Here is a 17,654-nt window from a genome sequence, read left to right as displayed (position 1 = left end):
GTGCATTGTGTGAAATTCATTATCGTCTACCTTGCGTGGTTTAAGGAGCCAGCTTTTTATTAGGTTCAGGGGCGCGCTGCTACGCGGGTTAACTTTTCTTTGGCCTGATATCTATTTCTTCTTTAACGACACTTTGTCTTTTCAGGCGATACAACACCCCTACAGGGCCTGTCTGGTACCAATGTTCGCCTCTGGTTGCTCTATTGCTGCGCTCGCCCATTGCCTGGGTCAGGCGGTCAAGAAAGATCGCCAGTAAAACCAAGCCCAGGCCACCCACGGTCGCCAGGCCCATATCGAGGCGCCCAATACCGCGAAGTACCATCAGACCCAGTCCACCCACCGAGATCATCGATGCGATCACAACCATCGAAAGTGACAACATCAATGCCTGATTCAACCCGGCCATGATCGTAGGGGCGGCCAACGGAAACTGGACTCGCATCAGCATTTGACGTGGGGTACATCCGAAGGCTCTGGCTGCCTCGACCTTATCCTCTGGCACTTGCCTGATTCCCAGGTTAGTAAGCCTGACGAGCGGCGCCACCGAGAAGATGATCGTGACCAACACCCCCGGTACGTTTCCGATGCCAAACAGCATGACGACGGGTACCAGATAGACGAACGCTGGCAGCGTTTGCATCGCGTCCAATACCGGGCGAAGAAGCATTTCCAATCGGTCACTGCGGGCGCACAGGACTCCCAACGGTATGCCAATAATCGCGCAGAAGAACAGTGAAGTGAGCACCAGCGCGAGGGTTATCATCGCGTCATTCCACACGCCGATCACCCCTAAAAGGGAGAGGGTAACGAAGCAGAGGATGCCTATTTTTTTTCCTCCCACCTGCCAGCCGAATAGCGTTGCAGCAATGATGAAAATCGACGGAGGAATAGACAGCAATCCATATTGAATGCCGTTCAGAACTTGATCGATTGGCCATCTTATCGAACGAAATATCTCGCGGAAATTTTGTACCAGAAAATTTAGGGCGACCTCTACCCATTGGCCCAAGGGGACGTTGATGGATTGAAACGGGTCTAGAAGACTGAATTCGTTCATGCTAATCACCTGAATGTCTGAGCCTGGCAAGCCAACAAATAGAGACTATTAGTGACGGCTCATTGTCTGGAGCAGTAGGCTCTTGGAAATCGTGCCTTTGAAAACACCCTGGCGATCCAGCACGGCAACCGGGTTAACGGCATTGGCGACGATGTGAAAGACGTCATGAAGTGGAGCGTCAGCCTGCAGCGTAGGTGTGGACTGGTCCTTGGCGTAAGGGTGCTCAGCACAGATCTTGGCAACATCGCCAGCCTTCAGAATCTTCGAGGCATCGAAACCTTTGAAGAACGCTTTGACGTAATCATTCACCGGGTTGCAAAGCAGCTCTTGTGGAGTACCGATCTGTATCACGCGGCCACCTTCCATGATCGCAATGCGATGGCCGATGCGAATTGCCTCTTCAATGTCATGCGAGATGAAGATGATGGTGCGCTGTTGTTCTGCTTGCAGGCGGATCAATTCGCCCTGCATTTCGCTGCGAATCAACGGGTCGAGAGCAGAGAAGGCTTCATCCATCAGCAGGATGGCAGGGTCATTGGCCAGCGCTCGGGCTAAACCCACGCGCTGCTGCATACCGCCAGACAGCTGGTGCGGATAGCTGTAGGCGTGTCCCTCGAGACCTACCTGTTTGAGTGCCTCAAGTGCACGCTTATGCCGCTCGCTCTCCTCGACACCAGAGATTTCCAGACCGAAAGCAACGTTGTCGATCACACTCATGTGTGGCATCAGCGCAAACGACTGAAACACCATACTCATGTCTTTGCGACGAACGCTAAGAAGGTCGGCGTCCGAAAGACCGGTGATTTCTTGTCCGTTAAGATGGATTGTTCCAGAGGTTGGCTCGATCAGTCGATTGAATAACCGCACCATCGTCGACTTTCCAGAACCGGAAAGACCCATGATGACGAAAATCTCTCCACGTTTTACGGAGAAACTGGCATTAAAAACGCCAACGACTTGACCGGTTTTGCTGAAAATTTCATTCTTGTCAGCACCGCGAGCCAGCATCTCCATCGCGAGCTTCGGCTGAGGGCCAAAGACTTTGTAAATGTTTTTTACCGAGAGTATCTCGTCACCAAGACTCATAACCCCTCCTGTTGCAATTACGGCGTAAGATCAAGAATTTAGGTATACGTGTCTTGATCAGTTAAGACGGTGCTTTTGGGGGCAGTCAAGCTGGGAGAAGAGTTGGGAATTAGTCATTGTGACCATCCTCTTTATTATGTGATGTTTATTATTTTTGTTTTATCGACGCTGAATTTGGCAGTGCCTTGAGTGACAAGTTATTACCTAATAGAGTCAGCGTCTAACAACATTTCTTCTGACCAATCAATAACGCTATGTTATCGATCCTGCGTTGATATCCGTTTTCGATGCCGCCAGTGTTTGTTGTTCAGCGAAGCGCCGTTTTCCCTGTTGTAGACCTTCTCTTTCAGCTACTCTCAAGCATGCACTCCCAGGTGGAACCCTCCCGCCGATCTCCTCCTTTAAGGCCCTCCCAAGGGGCCCCGAACCGGACATTAAATACTTTAGGTTATGGTTAAGCACATCGATCCAGATATGACGTTGCTGAAAATGCCGTCTCTGAAAGCAGTCAAGTCATTCGTAGCGGCCGCCAAATACCAGAGTTTCACGCGAGCGGCAGAGGCACTGTGCGTTACTCAAGCGGCAATCAGTCGTCAGATTCGAGAGCTTGAGACGTACCTTGGGGTTGATCTGTTCAAGAGGGTCGGTCGAGCGGTCGAGCTGACTGAGGCCGGCTCCATTTTTTTCGATGCTGCGCAGCTTTCCTTCGTAAACATCTCCCAGGCAGCGGAACGCATTCGCACCAACAATGCAGGTAAGCGAACGCTGACGCTTTGCTGTTCCCCAGCGTTTTCGGCTCTTTGGTTAGCAGCCAAACTGCCGGGTTTTTTCACTCAGAACGCTGATATCGATCTGAATCTGGTGACCACTCAAAACTTTTTGTCGATGGAACCCGGTGTAACCCCCGACATCTTCATCACCAAGATGGCCAAGGTTCAGGATGGTTATCGTAGTTATCCGTTGTTTCATGACGTCATCTACCCGGTGTGCACACCTCGATATAAAGAGGAGCATCCTGAGCTGTCCAGCCTGGAAGGGTTGCGCGATGGGGTTTTGCTAAATCTCAGCCCCTATGGCCGATCCCAGGTAGCGGAGCACGTCGACTGGGGCGTTTGGCTGGCCTATCACGATGTCGATATTGAAAAGCGGCCTCACGATAGCCCTCACGTTTTCAATGCAAACGACTACAACCTGGTGATAAGTATGGTTTTGACCCACCAGGGTGTAGCCCTTGGATGGAATCATCTGGTTGCGAATCTAATCGAAAACGGATCACTGGTTCGTCCAGTCGATCAGGAAGTGGTTCTCCATGAAAGCCAGCATTATCTGACTTTCCGTGAAGACCGGGTGAGCGACGAAGCGTGTTGCCGACTACGAGACTGGATTCTCGCCCAGTTTTCCTGAGCCGTTTAGAAGATAGGAGTGCTGGCTGGGCAGTGACTCGGTTTGCGCAGAGGGGAGAGGTTTGGGTGTGCCGGTGGTGATCATTCGTGGTGCTCACCACCGGCAGTTTTGCACTTAGCCGACAGACCTTAACGGGATCGTGTCATTGAGTTGCTCAAGCATCGTTTTGCAGTACCAGTCATCAAACTGACACACACCAATTTCGCTAGCCACCGATAACGGGCCCGGCTCGTAAGCAGGGGAGCTGACCCCTACCTGTGCGCCTTCCACCAGGGTGCGATCCTGGTCATTGGTTGCAAGCCAAACCTTGGTCAGGCGATCGATGTCGTAGTCGACACCTTCCTGCGCGTCCTTCTTGACGATCCATTTTGTAGTGACCAACGTCTCGCCCGGACCGATGGGCAGAACGCGGAAGCTCAGCGCGTGATCGCCCAGAAAGTGGTTCCAGGTCGATGGGTAGTTGAAATAAAGCAGCGCACCGATGTTGGCTTCACCGGTTGTGTCCAAGCGACCGCCAACCGCAGGCTTGCCATCCATTGTGTAGCTGACGGCCCCGGAAAACAGGGGGATGCGCGTCATGCGGAAGCGACCGTCTTCGTCCATGACCAATCGGCTTGGCAGGCCTGCCGCTTCGCAGCGGTCCCAATGCTCTTTGAGTTCGAGATCCTCATCACCGCCAGCGCCGCCCACTGATGGGTTGTCGACGAATGAGTGCATCAATTCCGGGTGAGTAAAATCGCAGTGGTAACACTCGCGGTTGTTCTCGAAAACCAGTTTCCAGTTGCCTTTCTCGATGATGTTCGACTCAAACGCGACTTTGCAGTCGTCCAGGTTATGAGGCGCAACGAAAGGGGTGACGGACTTTCTGAATGAAGAAAAGTCAGGGGCGACGTCAGCGACGCACACATAGATGTAGGTTTCGACGACCTCACAATGCACGGGTTTCAAACCATGCTGAGACTTGTCGAAATCGTCCCCCATGTTCCCGGCGAAAAGCAGTCTGCCATCCAGCTCGAATGTCCATTTGTGGTAAGGGCACACCAGCTTGGCGACCTTGCCGCTTGCTTCCGGGCACACCTTGGAGCCGCGATGGCGGCAGGCGTTGTGGAATGCACGAATCTGCTTGTCTGCGCCGCGCACGATAGCGACAGGGTAATCGCCGATTTGCAGCGACAGGTACTGACCCGACTTCTCCAGCTCAAATGTGTGCCCTGCGAAGATCCAGCTTTTGTGCCAGATCTGTTCCAGATCCTGCCTGTAAACATCCGGGTCGCTATAGAGGGCACCTGGCAGCGCATGGTCAGGCTTGCGCTGCGCAACAAGATTTGAAACTGCCGATTTAGTGCTCACGGTCAACACACTCCAAAATACCAAAGGGGCGACACATTCAGCCAGCTCAGCGAGATGAGGCTAAACGGTCTTGAGTTCGCAGTACCGTCTGTGGATGCAAGACCATCAAACCGTGCTGCTTCTATCCGCGAACCGGAACGGTTTGCCACGTCCAGGAAGCGTCTTACGAAAAATGTGCCTTCTTGGATGGTGGTGCCATCCGTGCACTCATTTCGTTTCTGAGTCCTTACTAATGCAGACAATTCTTAAATGCCGATGTTTGCATCGATAGCAATATTTCTACAGTACCTTAGTCGAGCCCGGGCAAACGGATCCTAACTAATGGGACGAGTGTACAAGTGAGCTTCGCCGCCAATTCGTCGGTAGAATATCGCTGTTGTAAGACTACGACGGCAATGATGCATCAACAAGAAACATTTACTCTTATCAATGCATAAACAAATGTTATCGATTGACGTCGCGGCTCTGATGAGGGAATTTCAAGTCATTGAAAACAAAGAAAAAAGTATTTTTAATGACGAGTGAAGCATCCCTCTAGAAATGTATACGCCGGAAATACACTCTATTGACCGCCTTCTTGGCCCATGCCAGTCTGGATTCAACAGTTAACCAAAGCGCCGTCGTTTATCTCGTGTTTGAACACTGGGAACTGTCCCGTGAAAACATGGAGATTTTTATCGCGCCTCAAGGCATCAAGGCTGACGCGCTCGTTGACCTTCCACGTAACTCGCATTCGGAGCATTTATCTTGAAATTTGAAGGTATTTATACGCCAGCAGTAACTCCTTATAACTCTGATGGGGAGATTGACTGGAATGTGTACTCGGAAGTTTTGGAATCGCTGATTGAGGCGAAGGTGCACGGCATTATTATCGGCGGGTCGACCGGCGAGTATTATGCGCAGACTTCGGAAGAACGCACCGAGTTGGCGGCCTACGCCAAAGATGTGATCGGCACTCGGGTGCAACTGATCGTCAGTACCGGGGCGATTCGTACCGAAGATGCGGTTCAGTACGCCAAGGATGCCAAATCGATCAAAGCGGACGCCATTCTCGTTACGTCCCCGCCTTACGCGCTGCCAACCTCACAGGAAAACGCGATTCACGCGCTCACGATCGATCGCGCAGCGGACTTGCCGATCATGCTTTACAACTATCCGGGGCGCATGTGCGTTTCGATGGATGAAGAATATTTCACGCGTGTCAGTCAATCGAAAAACGTCGTCGCCATCAAGGAAAGTTCCGGCGACATGGGCCAGGTGCATATGCTGGCCCGGCAGTTTCCCAACATCGCCTTGTCCTGTGGATGGGACGACCAGGCCCTCGAGTTTTTTGCCTGGGGCGCCCGCAGTTGGGTGTGCGCAGGTTCCAACTTCCTGCCCAAGGAACACGTTGCGCTTTATGAAGCCTGCGTGATCGAAAAGAACTTCGACAAAGGCCGTCAAATCATGTCGGCAATGATGCCGCTGATGAATGCCCTGGACGGTGGCAAGTTCGTGCAGTCGATCAAGTACGGCTGCGAAGTTGCCGGATTGAAAGTCGGTAACGTGCGCCTGCCATTGCAGCCACTTGAAGCGGACGAAAAGCAGGGTTTCGCGTCGGTCATTACTGAACTTAAACGCAACGTAGCCAACATTACTTCGGGAGCCAGCCATGGGTGATCTTCTGAGCAAGGCCGAATATGCCGCTCTGGCTAAAGACATTTCGCTGCCATCCAACGCGTTCATCAATGGCGCGTTCAAGCCCGCGATCTCTGGCAAAACCTTCGCCACGAACAACCCGGCAACGGGTGAGTTTTTGACAGACGTCGCTGCCTGTTCGTCCGAGGATGTCGACTTTGCGGTGAGTAACGCCAAAGAGGCCTTCGAGGATGGACGCTGGAGATCGATTTCTCCCAGGGAGCGCAAAGCTGTTCTGCTGAAGTTTGCGAGCCTGCTTGAAAGCCATCAACACGAACTGGCCGTCCTCGAAAGCCTCGATAGCGGCAAGCCTGTTAGTGAGTGTCAGCTGGTCGATGTGCCGGACACCATCCACACCCTGCGTTGGCACGCGGAACTGATCGACAAGATTTATGACAACACCGCCCCGGTGGGCAGCGACGCGCTGACCATGGTCGTTCGGGAGCCGATCGGCGTGGTGGGCTGCGTGTTGCCCTGGAACTTCCCGCTGCTGATGCTGGCCTGGAAAATCGGCCCGGCGCTCGCCGCAGGATGCTCGGTCATCGTCAAACCTGCCGAACAAACGTCGCTGACCACGTTACGTGTCGCTCAGCTGGCGTTTGAAGCCGGTATACCCGCCGGTGTCCTCAACATTGTGACCGGCACGGGCAAAGAGGTCGGCGAGCCGATTGGCTTGCATAACGACGTCGACATGGTGAGCTTCACCGGCTCCACTGCGACCGGCCGCCGTTTCCTGCATTACGCAGCCGATTCGAACCTGAAACGCATCGTGCTCGAATGCGGCGGGAAAAATCCGGCGGTAGTGATGGATGATGCCGAAGACTTGGATCGTGTGGCCGAGCATGTCGTCAACGGCGCGTTCTGGAACATGGGCGAAAACTGCTCCGCGACCTCGCGCCTGATCGTCCACGCGTCTGTTAAAGACGAGCTGCTGGAGCGCATGGGCGCCTACATCCGCGAATGGAAGATGGGTGACCCACTTGATCCGCAAAACCGCGTAGGGTCGCTGGTCAGCCCAGAGCATTTCGCAAAAGTGAAGTCGTACCTTGAGCACGCCACCGCCGCAAAGCTTGAAGTTGTTTACGGTGGTGCGACCAAAGACGGTGCCTTCGTAGAGCCAACCGTGATTGACGGTGTCGGTCGAGACAACCGGCTGTTCCAGGAAGAGATCTTCGGCCCGATTCTTTCGGTGACCACCTTCAATACGATCTCTGAAGCCATTGCCCTGGCCAATGACACGGTATACGGCCTGGCGGCCTCGGTTTATACCGGCAGTCTGCGTCGGGCGATCAAGTTGTCGCGAGAAATCCGCGCCGGCATTGTCACTGTGAACTGCTTTGGTGAGGGCGATGCGTCGACGCCTTTCGGCGGCTACAAGGAATCAGGGTTCGGTGGCCGGGACAAATCCATTTTTGCCCACGACCAGTACACCGAAATCAAAACCATCTGGATCGATGTGTCTGATCGGTCGGATGAAGAGACCGAAAAATGAGCACCCATACCATCAAGCGCCTGCCGGTAGACACCGGGGTTTCAGGTTGGGAGGCGATTTCCGCACGCACTGCGCCTGTCCGCATGCTTGATGGAAACGTGACGGCGGATTGGCTGATTATCGGCGCCGGTTTTGCCGGCCTGTCCGCTGCTCGCAGACTTTCACAGTTACACCCGGGTGACAGCATTGTTGTGGTCGATGCTCATGAAGTCGCCAAGGGGCCAGCAGGCAGAAACTCTGGCTTCATGATCGATGTGCCGCACAGTCTGTCGTCCGGGGAGTACTCCGTTGCCAGTGAGTCTGCAACGGCTCTGGAAATCACGCAAAATCGTTTCGCGATTGATTTTGCTGCGCAAGCCGCACGCGAGTACGGCATGTCTGCAGACACCTTCGATCCTTCAGGGAAGATCAACGCGGCCGCCACTGAGCGGGGCTTGAAGCTGAACGTCAATTACGCCAAATCCCTTGAGCGCATTGGCGAAAAGTTCGAGATGTTTGATGCAGCGCAAATGCGTGAAATCACTGGGTCAACCTATTACCAAGGTGGGATCTATACCCCCGGCGCAGTGTTGATTCAGCCTGCGCAATACATCAGAGAACTGGCAGCGGGGCTCGAAGGGGAAATCACTCTTTATGAGCGCTCTCCAATCATTGAGTTGTCCAGGCAAGGTACCAGCTGGACTGCTCGGTCTCATAACGGGGTGGTGCGCGCACCCAAGGTCATTCTGGCGGTCAACGGCCACATTGAAGACTTTGGCCATTTTCAAGGACGCCTGCTGCACGTCTTCACTTACGCCTCCATGACGGCAGCGTACAGTGATGATGAATTCAGGAAAGATGTACCAGGAAAAGCCAGGTGGGCCTTGTTGCCGGCTGATCCAATGGGAGCGACTGTTCGTAAAATCTCTGCAGACGGTCTCTCACGTATCGTCATCCGGACAAAATTCACCTATGACCCGAGTATCCAGGTCACCCCAGAGCGTGTAGCTGCGGTTGCCAAAGAACAGCGACATTCCCTGGATGCACGCTTTCCCGAATTGAAATCCACTGCGTTGGAGTTCAGCTGGGCCGGCCGTCTGTGTTTGAGCCGTAACAGCGCCGCTGCATTTGGCGAGATCGAAGAAAACCTGTATTCGGCTTGCTGCGAAAATGGGTTGGGAACGGTCAAGAGCACCCTGGCAGGTGTAATGGCGGCGGAGTTGGCTTCGGGTACACGTTCTGACTTTCTGGACAGTTTCAGTCACGCACCAGGACCCAGCAGGTTACCCCCCAAGATAATAACGAAGCTGGGCGTCAGTTCGGTTATTCGTTGGCATGAGTTTTGGGCCGGGCGAGAAGGTTAATAAGTTAAGTTGTCGGCTTTTCCTATAAAGGCCGTTTAACAAGTCACTAATAAGAACGGAATAATCCATGAGAAATATCTGGAAGGCATTCTGCGCGCTCGCGTTGGTGGGCATGATGAGTTTGCAGGCACACGCTGAAGAAAAAAACATAGTAATGGGGACCATGTCCTGGGAGGATTTGGTGCCCATTACCGGCATTACCAAGAAGGTACTTGAGAACGCTGGGTATACCGTAAAAGTCGTGGAGTTTTCCGAGTGGGGTATCGCCTACGCTGCACTCAGCAAAGGGGATATTCAGGTGTTGGCATCCCAGATTGATTACGCCGCCGCCGATTATTGGAAAAAGAACAAGAACAAAATCGAGAAGCTGTCACCGGTCTCCTTTGGTCTTTATCAGGGCATGGCAGTACCCAGTTACGTAGACATCGACTCCATTGAACAGCTGAACGCAAACGCGGACAAACTGGGGAACAGAATCATTGGCATCGAGCCTGGTTCGGGTTTGATGAGTGACGCGAACAACGTGGTCAAAGCGTACGACATCAAGCTCAAGCTGGTCGAAGGCAGTACTTCGGCAATGACCGCGGCTTTAAAGTCGGCAGTCGATCGAAAAGAATGGGTGGCGGTAACCGTCTGGGATCCTTCCTGGATGACCAAGAAATTTGATCTCAAATTCTTGAAAGATCCAAAAGGGGTCTTCCCGCCATTGCAGGGTTATTACTGGATCGGGCACAAAGGCTTCGCTGAAGCCAATCCGCGTGCGCGCGAACTGATGGCCAGTGTTTATGTGCCCATCACGGACATCACCGCAATGAATGCTGAAGTCAAGGATGGCAAGACCATGGACGAGGCTATCAAGGGCTGGATAGATAGCCATACAGATCTTGTAAATCGTTGGGGAAATATCAAGAACTATTGAGTTTTGTTTGTTTGCCACTGCCGCCCTTTGATTAATTAGAGAAGCCAGCAAACAACTGGTTCGATGGATTGCGAAATGACGATGGCCACAATTAATACTGACGAAGTGCTGGTAGATTGCCAATCGGTTTGGAAAATCTTCGGTAAAAATGCACCGGCAGCCATGGATGCTGTTGTCCAGCAGGGTCTTTCAAAGACCCAGATCCTGCAAAACCATGGCTGTGTGGTCGGGGTTTCCGATGTCAGTCTCCAGGTTCGCCGGGGGGAAATCTTTTGCATCATGGGTTTGTCCGGCAGTGGCAAATCCACCCTTATAAGGTTGCTGAACAAGCTGATCACCCCGAGCTCGGGGAAGGTGCTGGTCAAAGGCAAGGACGTTTCATCCTTGTCACCCGCACAGTTGCGAGAGGTGAGGGCGCGGCATATCGGTATGGTCTTTCAGAGCGTTGCCTTGCTGCCTAACCGTACGGTTCTTGAGAACACCGCGTTTGGCCTGGAAGTGCAGGGTGTTGGCAAGGCCGAGCGTTACAAAGTGGCCGAGCTGGCGCTGGCGAAGGTTGGATTGAGCGAGTGGACTTCACGCTATCCAAGCGAGCTGTCCGGGGGTATGCAGCAACGGGTCGGACTGGCGCGTGCACTCACAGCTGACCCAGAAGTGATTTTGATGGATGAGCCGTTCAGCGCGCTTGATCCGCTGATTCGCCGACAGTTGCAGGATGAGTTCCGCCAGCTGACCAAGGAGCTGGGCAAGTCCGCGGTGTTTATTACACACGACCTGGACGAGGCCATCCGCATCGGTGACCGCATTGCGATCATGAAAGATGGCGCCATCATTCAGGTTGGCACCGCCGAGGAAATCGTGCTCAACCCGGCTGACGACTACGTGGCGGAATTCGTCGCCGGCATTTCCCGATTGCATCTGGTCAAGGCTCACTCGGTCATGACGTCTGTCCAGGCCTACAAGGCAGCACATCCGACTTGCGACATTTCCAGGCTCACCAAAACCTCGCTTGACGCCGATATCGATGAACTCATCGGTTTGACGATGAAGTCCGTGCGCGACGCGCTTGCCGTCGTCGATAACGGAACAGTGGTGGGGATCATTACGCCTCGTGATCTGCTGCGTGGCGTTCAAGGTATTCCCAACGAGTCTGCGTCCGTAGCAACTGCCAATGCGATGGAGGCGTCCGCATGAGCACGCCGGATTTTTCCAGTCAGTTTGATACCTCCATTGATGCAGGACTGGAATGGCTTTCGGATAATGGCGAGTTCGTGTTCGATGCCGTCAATGCGGTGCTGAAGGGCATCTACGAAGGCGTGCTGTGGTGTATCGCCTATCCACCGCACTACGCCGTAGCGATTGTCATGGCGTTGATTGGCTGGCGTCTGGCTGGCGTTCGCTTTGCGACTCTCACAGGTTTGGCCTTGTTGTTTTGCGACGTCATCGGCTTGTGGCCAGAGACAGTCAGCACGCTTGCCCTGGTGCTCACAGCGACTGTCCTGGCACTGGTCGTCGCCATTCCACTGGGGGTCATTGCCGGTCTGGCGCCGGCCTTTGATCGTGTGGTTGATCCTTGTCTGGATTTGATCCAAACGATGCCGCCCTACATCTACCTGCTACCGGCCATTGCACTGCTCGGCTACGGCCCTGCCACGGCGCTGTTGGCGACTTTTATCGTTGCGCTTCCCCCTGCGCTACGACTGACCTCCCTGGGTATTCGCATGACACCCAAGGAGTTCATCGAGTTGGGAGATGCCAGCGGCGTGACTGGAATGCAGATGTTTTTCAAGATCCGCTTACCGTTCGCCATGCCCAGCATCATGGCCGGTGTCAACCAAAGTCTGATGATGGCGTTTGGTATGGTCGTCATCGCCGGCATTGTGGGTTCGGGCGGTTTGGGCGAGGCGATTTACGGTTCCATCCGTACGTTGGATATCGCCAAGTCGATCAATGCGGCCATCGCTATCGTTATCCTGACCATGATCCTGGATCGTCTGGCGCAGAGTGCTGCACAGGCGCGGGTGAGGGCTTCCCAATGACAACGCACATTCAATTTTCTCCAGGCGATTACCTGGCTCCTGCCGTTGACTGGCTGAACACGAATTTACATGGCTTGTTCAAAGGGATCAGTCAGGTCGTTGAGGGGGTACTCGGTGCAGTGGAGGGAACGCTGCTTGCTCCCCATCCGTATTTATTCATCGGTATTGTCGTTGTCGCGGCCTTCTTTTTTGCCAATAAGCGAGTCGCTGTTTTCGCTGCGCTGATGTTGGCTTTCTGTTTGTTCGCTGGCCTTTGGGTCGCGTCCATCCAGACGATCGCGCTCGTCAGCGTGTCGGTCCTGATCTCTGTTGCCATTGCTTTCCCGCTGGGGGTTCTGGCCGCCCGGGTGAAGCGTGTAGATGAAGCGTTGCTGCCGATTCTGAACATCATGCAAACGGTGCCGCCCTGGGTATACCTGATCCCCGCAGTGATGCTGTTCAGCTTGGGACGGGTGCCCGCGATCATCGCAACGATTGTTTACGGCATCCCGCCGATGCTCAGATTGACGACTCTGGCCTTCAAGCAGCTGCCCAAGGATCTCCTTGAGTTGGGCCAGGCGTCCGGTGCTTCACCTAAAGACATTCTGTTCAAAATTGAACTGCCGACAGCCGGACCCACGCTGTTGGTAGGCCTGAACCAATGCATCCTCATGTCCTTGGCGATGGTGGTGCTGGCTGGTTTGGTGGGGGCGGGCGGTCTGGGGGCTGAAGTTACCCGTGGCCTCTCCAGGATGGAGATGGGCTTGGGCCTTCGAGCGGGCCTGGCCATTGTCGCTATTGCGCTGCTGTTGGATCGACTGTCACGGGGCGCGTTGCAGCGTCACTCCCCCAGCAAACTCCTTTGAAAGGGCATCAGTATGAGACGCAGCTTTTTTTGCATTGATTCGCACGCGTGCGGCAACCCGGTTCGGGTTGTAGCGGGCGGAGCACCGCTGCTGCCCTCCGTATCGATGGCGGAGCGTCGCGATATTTTCGTGCGTGACCACGACTGGGTACGCACCGCATTGATGTTCGAGCCCCGGGGGCACGACATCATGTCCGGCGTCATCATCTATCCATCGGTACGTGACGACTGCGACTTCGGTGCGTTGTTTATCGAAGTCAGCGGCTGCCTGCCGATGTGTGGAGCGGGCACCATCGGATTATCGACCGTGGTCATTGAAGAGGGCTTGGTGACACCTCGTGAGCCGGGAAAACTCGCCATTGAAACACCGGCAGGACGGGTCGATGTCGAATACACCATGGGCGGCGAATTTGTTGAGTCGATTCGCTTGTTCAACGTAGCCAGCTACCTGCACAGCGCCGATGTGGTGGTGGAAGTACCGGGTATTGGTACGTTTACGGTGGACATCGCCTACGGCGGGAATTTCTATGCGGTGGTCGAACCACAGGAGTGCTGGACTGGATTCGAAGGGCAGACGACGGCTGACATCGTGGGGTTGAGCCAGAAGCTGCGTGCAGCGCTCTCGGTCATATGTGACCCTGTGCATCCTGAGAACAGCAGAATCAGTGGTGTTCACCACATTATCTGGTGTGACAAACCACACAGTAGAACCGTGCATGGCCGCTGTGCAGTATTCTACGGTGATAAAGCTATTGATCGTTCTCCCGGTGGTACCGGTACCTCGGCCCGGATGGCTCAGCTCTTCGCAAAGGGGCGGCTGAATGTCGGCGACATTTACCGACTTGAAAGTCTGATTGGTACGATCTACGAAGGAAAGGTTGAGGCGTCGGTAAAAGTCGGAACCTTCGACGCAATGAAGCCAAGTGTCAGCGGCTGGGCTGAGGTGATAGGTCACAACACCATTTTCGTCGATGATAAAGACCCTCTGGCTCACGGGTTCCAGCTCGCATAAAACAGTTTGGTCACGGCGTCAGCGGTTGATTCTTCGCAGACGCAGATTCAACCTTGGTTTGCACAAAGGCTGCATTTGTCAGTGTAAAAAAAGCGAGGCGCAAAGTGATCGAACGACGAGATTTCAGCGGGTGTATGAAAGGTAAAAACCTGCGCTATCTGGAAGAGACTCGGAGCGAGCCGACGGCTCATGCCCGGGCAGGATTTTTACTGCTCGAACACTTCTCGTTGCCTGCATTTACGCAAGCGCTCGATACGATTGTCACTGCCAACCTTTTGCGGCCTACGTTGTTCTCTTCACGAACCTTCGGGGTGCAGGACGGAGAGGTCACCAGCGACCTTGGCCTGGTCATTCGACCGGATGCGCGTTTGGACGTCGCAGCACTCAAAGACCTTAATTTGCTGGTCATCTGCGGCGGCTATCGCACCGAACTCAAAGTCAATCACGAGCTGATCAGCATCCTTAAAACGGCATCGGAACTGGGTATCACCCTGGCCGGGCTGTGGAATGGGGCGTGGTTTTTGGGCGTGTCAGGTTTACTTGAAGGGTATCGTTGTGCGATTCATCCCGAGCACCGACCTGCGCTCGCAGAAATTTCCAAAGTCACGCATGTCACCAGTGAAGCATTTGTCATGGATCGAGACCGGCTCACGGCTTCGAGTCCGGCGGGTGCTTATCATATGGCTCTCGAATGGATCAAAGGGCTGCATGGCAAGGCGCTTGTCGAGGGCATCGAAGACATTCTGTCTTTCGAAGAGTCGCGGTATCGGCGTATCAAACCGACACAGAACATCTCGTTGAGCGCCCCCCTCAAAGAGGTGGTCAAACTGATGGACGCCAACCTGGAAGAACCGTTGCAAATGGACCAACTGGCGGTATATGCCGGACGTTCCCGTCGACAAATAGAGCGCTTGTTCAAAGAGCAACTGGGTACCACGCCGCAACGGTATTACCTGGAATTGCGCATTACCGAAGCACGGCGCTTGCTTCAGCACACAGAGCTGTCTCAGGTTGATGTGCTGGTCGCATGCGGCTTTGTTTCACCGAGCCATTTCAGCAAATGCTACAGCTCGTATTTTGGTTACCGGCCTTCGAGAGAAACGCGGTTGGTGAAGTAAAAAAGGGCTGTCGCAAAAATTTTAAGGAGGAGGGCATGACCGAGTTGCGATTGAAGTGCGACCGAACAGAAAATGCTGCGCCCACCGTTGCCGTTAGTCCTGGGGTCGCAAGGCCTCAACTCGGGATTTTCCTATGCCTGCTTTCAATGCTTATCTTTGCGAGCCAGGACGGAATAACCAAGGTGCTTGTCAAAGACTTCCCGGTTGCCCAACTGGTCATGGTGCGTTACTGGGTGTTTGTCGTTTTTGCCTTCGGATATGCCGCCTACCAAGGTAGGGTCAAGGAGTCTTTATGCAGTAAACACCCTTGGCTCCAAATCATTCGAGCCCTGTTAGCCGTTGGTGAAATAGTACTGTTTGCAGTCGGGTTACGATATTTAGGTTTGGCTGAAATGCACGCTCTCTATGCGGTATTCCCTCTGATGACTTTGGCATTGGCGGGGGGCCTGCTAGGAGAGTTTGTCGGGCTACGACGTTGGATCGCTGCTGCCATAGGGTTCACCGGCACACTGATCATCCTGCGACCAGGCGCGGGCGTCTTTGAACTCGCGGCCGTGATTCCCTTGCTGTCTGCTTTAGGGTTCGCATTCTTCAATGTACTGACGCGCCGGATTAGCCAGCACGATTCCTTTGCGACGAACATGCTTTTTATGGCAAGTGTGGGTGCCCTGACAATTACATTTGTGGGGCTGCCAGCCTGGGTTTCTCCGACTCCGGTCCAGGGCTTCTTGATGGGGATCCTGTCATTGACGGGAGTAGTCGCTCAGATTCTCCTCATTCAAGCACTGAAGTACGCGACCGCTTCTACCCTGCAGCCTTTCAACTATGCGCTTCTGGTGTTCGCCACTTTGGTTGGTGTAATCGTTTTTGCCGAGCGCCCTGATACCTGGGTGGTTGTCGGCGCAGCGTTGGTGATTATCGGGGGGCTGTATGCGATTAAAGCAAAGGTGTGAACGTACCTGAATGTATGAAGTAATCAATGTGTGGTTGGTTTCCTGGATGAGCAAGGCCATAAAAAGGGCAGCTCAAAGCTGCCCTTTTCCCAACCTGCTCCTTAGGCGGCGCTAAACAGCTTGTGCGGATCCATGACGAATTTTTTCGGCACCCCGGCATCGAACTCGTGGTAACCGCGCGGCGCGTCGTCCAGGCTGATTACCTGCACGCCGACGACCTCGGCAATGTTGATCCGGTCCCACATGATCGCCTGCATCAGCTGACGGTTGTACTTCATCGTCGGGGTCTGGCCGGTGTGGAAGCTGTGGGACTTGGCCCAGCCGAGGCCGAAACGGATGTTCAGGCTGCCATGCTTGGCGGCTTTGTTGACCGCGCCCGGGTCTTCGGTGACATACAGACCGGGGATACCGATATTGCCGGCGACCCGCACCACGCCCATCAGCGCGTTGAGCACATCGGCCGGGGCCTCGTGCTGCGCGCCGTCATGGCCGTGGCCACGGGCTTCGAAGCCGACCGCATCGACCGCACAATCGACTTCCGGCTCACCAAGCAGGTTAGCGATTTGCTCGTACAGCGGAGTGTCCTGGGTCAGGTCGGCGATCTCGAAGCCCTGGGCCTTGGCATGCGCCAGACGCAGCGGATTGACGTCGCCGACGATCACCACCGCCGCACCAAGCAGACGGGCGGAGGCGGCAGCAGCCAGTCCGACCGGACCGGCACCGGCGATATACACCGTGCTGCCAGGGCCGACACCGGCGGTGACCGCGCCGTGGTAGCCGGTCGGCAGGATATCGGAGAGGCAGGTCAGGTCGCGGATTTTCTCCATGGCCTTGTCGCGGTCGGGCAGCTTCAGCAGGTTGAAGTCGGCATACGGCACCAGCACGTATTCGGCCTGGCCGCCAACCCAGTCGCCCATGTCCACATAGCCATAGGCACCGCCGGGGCGCGCCGGGTTGACCGTCAGGCAGACGCCGGTGTGCTGTTCCTTGCAACTGCGACAACGGCCGCAGGCGACATTGAACGGCACCGAGACCAGGTCACCGATCTGCACGTTTTCCACGTCACGGCCCCTCTCGATCACCTCGCCGGTGATCTCATGGCCAAGTACCAGCCCGACCTGGGCCGTGGTCCGGCCACGCACCATATGCTGGTCGGAGCCGCAGATATTGGTCGAAACCACGCGCAGGATCACGCCATGGTCGATGCGCTTGCCGCGCGGGTCTTCCATTTTCGGATAGGGGATGGTCTGCACCTCGACCTTGCCTGCGCCGAGATACACGACACCACGATTACCAGACATGCTTTCACCTCGCTTTTGTTGTTGTGAGAACACGGCCCTTGTACTGCGAAGGGGCGCGC

At 54.7% G+C, this 17,654-nt stretch carries 15 protein-coding genes and 1 pseudogene; 12 read left to right on the top strand and 4 right to left on the bottom strand.

Annotated elements, in window-relative coordinates:
• Positions 1-88: 88 nt before the first annotated feature.
• Complete coding sequence (gene proW / locus AC1DXW_RS16370) at positions 89-1,057, bottom strand: glycine betaine/L-proline ABC transporter permease ProW (RefSeq protein WP_477760211.1); 969 nt, start codon at positions 1,055-1,057, stop codon at positions 89-91.
• 48 nt (positions 1,058-1,105) lie between these two features.
• On the bottom strand, positions 1,106-2,143 hold the full coding sequence (locus AC1DXW_RS16365) for a quaternary amine ABC transporter ATP-binding protein (RefSeq protein ID WP_477760210.1): 1,038 nt from the start codon (positions 2,141-2,143) through the stop codon (positions 1,106-1,108).
• A 450-nt stretch (positions 2,144-2,593) separates the two neighbouring features.
• On the opposite strand from AC1DXW_RS16365, the gene AC1DXW_RS16360 reads away from it, so the two are divergent.
• Positions 2,594-3,547, top strand: a complete 954-nt coding sequence (locus AC1DXW_RS16360; protein WP_477760209.1) for a LysR family transcriptional regulator — start codon at positions 2,594-2,596, stop codon at positions 3,545-3,547.
• Positions 3,548-3,661: 114 nt separating this feature from the next.
• Here the strand turns inward: AC1DXW_RS16360 and AC1DXW_RS16355 are convergent, their stop codons facing one another.
• The gene (locus AC1DXW_RS16355; RefSeq protein WP_477756084.1) at positions 3,662-4,897 is read right to left on the bottom strand and encodes an aromatic ring-hydroxylating oxygenase subunit alpha; all 1,236 of its coding nucleotides are present in this window, start codon (positions 4,895-4,897) and stop codon (positions 3,662-3,664) included.
• A gap of 607 nt (positions 4,898-5,504) precedes the next feature.
• Here AC1DXW_RS16355 and AC1DXW_RS16350 point away from each other — a divergent pair.
• The 11 genes and pseudogenes from AC1DXW_RS16350 to AC1DXW_RS16300 all read left to right on the top strand — a co-directional run.
• Positions 5,505-5,648: pseudogene (locus AC1DXW_RS16350) on the top strand (GntR family transcriptional regulator); the annotation flags it as partial.
• Positions 5,645-6,556, top strand: coding sequence for a dihydrodipicolinate synthase family protein (locus tag AC1DXW_RS16345; RefSeq protein WP_477760208.1), 912 nt, complete (start codon positions 5,645-5,647; stop codon positions 6,554-6,556). The pseudogene AC1DXW_RS16350 and the gene AC1DXW_RS16345, both read left to right, overlap by 4 nt.
• Complete coding sequence (locus AC1DXW_RS16340) at positions 6,549-8,066, top strand: aldehyde dehydrogenase (RefSeq protein WP_477756082.1); 1,518 nt, start codon at positions 6,549-6,551, stop codon at positions 8,064-8,066. Before AC1DXW_RS16345 ends, AC1DXW_RS16340 begins: the two co-directional genes overlap by 8 nt.
• Positions 8,063-9,409: an NAD(P)/FAD-dependent oxidoreductase gene (locus tag AC1DXW_RS16335; RefSeq protein WP_477760207.1), complete on the top strand. Its 1,347-nt coding sequence runs from the start codon at positions 8,063-8,065 to the stop codon at positions 9,407-9,409. The genes AC1DXW_RS16340 and AC1DXW_RS16335 overlap by 4 nt, the downstream gene beginning before the upstream one ends.
• 67 nt (positions 9,410-9,476) lie before the next feature.
• Positions 9,477-10,328 (top strand): glycine betaine ABC transporter substrate-binding protein, encoded by an 852-nt coding sequence (locus AC1DXW_RS16330; RefSeq protein WP_477756990.1) that lies wholly within the window; start codon positions 9,477-9,479, stop codon positions 10,326-10,328.
• Positions 10,329-10,403: 75 nt separating this feature from the next.
• On the top strand, positions 10,404-11,522 hold the full coding sequence (locus AC1DXW_RS16325; protein ID WP_477760206.1) for a quaternary amine ABC transporter ATP-binding protein: 1,119 nt from the start codon (positions 10,404-10,406) through the stop codon (positions 11,520-11,522).
• Positions 11,519-12,367: an ABC transporter permease gene (locus AC1DXW_RS16320; RefSeq protein ID WP_477755854.1), complete on the top strand. Its 849-nt coding sequence runs from the start codon at positions 11,519-11,521 to the stop codon at positions 12,365-12,367. The genes AC1DXW_RS16325 and AC1DXW_RS16320 overlap by 4 nt, the downstream gene beginning before the upstream one ends.
• Entirely contained in the window at positions 12,364-13,212 is an 849-nt protein-coding gene (locus AC1DXW_RS16315; protein WP_477760205.1) for an ABC transporter permease, read from the top strand. Before AC1DXW_RS16320 ends, AC1DXW_RS16315 begins: the two co-directional genes overlap by 4 nt.
• Positions 13,213-13,224: 12 nt before the next feature.
• Entirely contained in the window at positions 13,225-14,223 is a 999-nt protein-coding gene (locus tag AC1DXW_RS16310; RefSeq protein WP_477755856.1) for a 4-hydroxyproline epimerase, read from the top strand.
• A 104-nt stretch (positions 14,224-14,327) separates the two neighbouring features.
• On the top strand, positions 14,328-15,341 hold the full coding sequence (locus AC1DXW_RS16305; protein ID WP_477755857.1) for a GlxA family transcriptional regulator: 1,014 nt from the start codon (positions 14,328-14,330) through the stop codon (positions 15,339-15,341).
• A 35-nt stretch (positions 15,342-15,376) separates the two neighbouring features.
• Positions 15,377-16,294, top strand: a complete 918-nt coding sequence (locus tag AC1DXW_RS16300; protein WP_477760204.1) for a DMT family transporter — start codon at positions 15,377-15,379, stop codon at positions 16,292-16,294.
• A 101-nt stretch (positions 16,295-16,395) separates the two neighbouring features.
• Here the strand turns inward: AC1DXW_RS16300 and fdhA are convergent, their stop codons facing one another.
• Positions 16,396-17,595 carry a formaldehyde dehydrogenase, glutathione-independent gene (gene fdhA, locus AC1DXW_RS16295; RefSeq protein ID WP_477755859.1) on the bottom strand — a complete coding sequence of 400 codons (1,200 nt, stop codon included), beginning with the start codon at positions 17,593-17,595 and terminating at the stop codon, positions 16,396-16,398.
• Positions 17,596-17,654 lie beyond the last annotated feature (59 nt).

Source organism: Pseudomonas sp. P4_C4 (assembly GCF_056402055.1).
The sequence above is the reverse complement of the archived record's forward strand: the minus strand, read 5'-3'. Positions and strand labels throughout refer to the sequence as shown.

What these genes read in the sequence shown, in the direction of transcription:
- AC1DXW_RS16360 (WP_477760209.1), top strand. Translation starts at nt 2,594, where the DNA reads ATGGTTAAGCACATCGATCCAGATATGACGTTGCTGAAAATGCCGTCT.
- AC1DXW_RS16320 (WP_477755854.1), top strand. Translation starts at nt 11,519, where the DNA reads ATGAGCACGCCGGATTTTTCCAGTCAGTTTGATACCTCCATTGATGCA.
- AC1DXW_RS16335 (WP_477760207.1), top strand. Translation starts at nt 8,063, where the DNA reads ATGAGCACCCATACCATCAAGCGCCTGCCGGTAGACACCGGGGTTTCA.
- AC1DXW_RS16310 (WP_477755856.1), top strand. Translation starts at nt 13,225, where the DNA reads ATGAGACGCAGCTTTTTTTGCATTGATTCGCACGCGTGCGGCAACCCG.
- AC1DXW_RS16300 (WP_477760204.1), top strand. Translation starts at nt 15,377, where the DNA reads ATGACCGAGTTGCGATTGAAGTGCGACCGAACAGAAAATGCTGCGCCC.
- fdhA (WP_477755859.1), bottom strand. Translation starts at nt 17,595, where the DNA reads ATGTCTGGTAATCGTGGTGTCGTGTATCTCGGCGCAGGCAAGGTCGAG.
- AC1DXW_RS16340 (WP_477756082.1), top strand. Translation starts at nt 6,549, where the DNA reads ATGGGTGATCTTCTGAGCAAGGCCGAATATGCCGCTCTGGCTAAAGAC.
- proW (WP_477760211.1), bottom strand. Translation starts at nt 1,057, where the DNA reads ATGAACGAATTCAGTCTTCTAGACCCGTTTCAATCCATCAACGTCCCC.
- AC1DXW_RS16325 (WP_477760206.1), top strand. Translation starts at nt 10,404, where the DNA reads ATGACGATGGCCACAATTAATACTGACGAAGTGCTGGTAGATTGCCAA.
- AC1DXW_RS16315 (WP_477760205.1), top strand. Translation starts at nt 12,364, where the DNA reads ATGACAACGCACATTCAATTTTCTCCAGGCGATTACCTGGCTCCTGCC.
- AC1DXW_RS16330 (WP_477756990.1), top strand. Translation starts at nt 9,477, where the DNA reads ATGAGAAATATCTGGAAGGCATTCTGCGCGCTCGCGTTGGTGGGCATG.
- AC1DXW_RS16365 (WP_477760210.1), bottom strand. Translation starts at nt 2,143, where the DNA reads ATGAGTCTTGGTGACGAGATACTCTCGGTAAAAAACATTTACAAAGTC.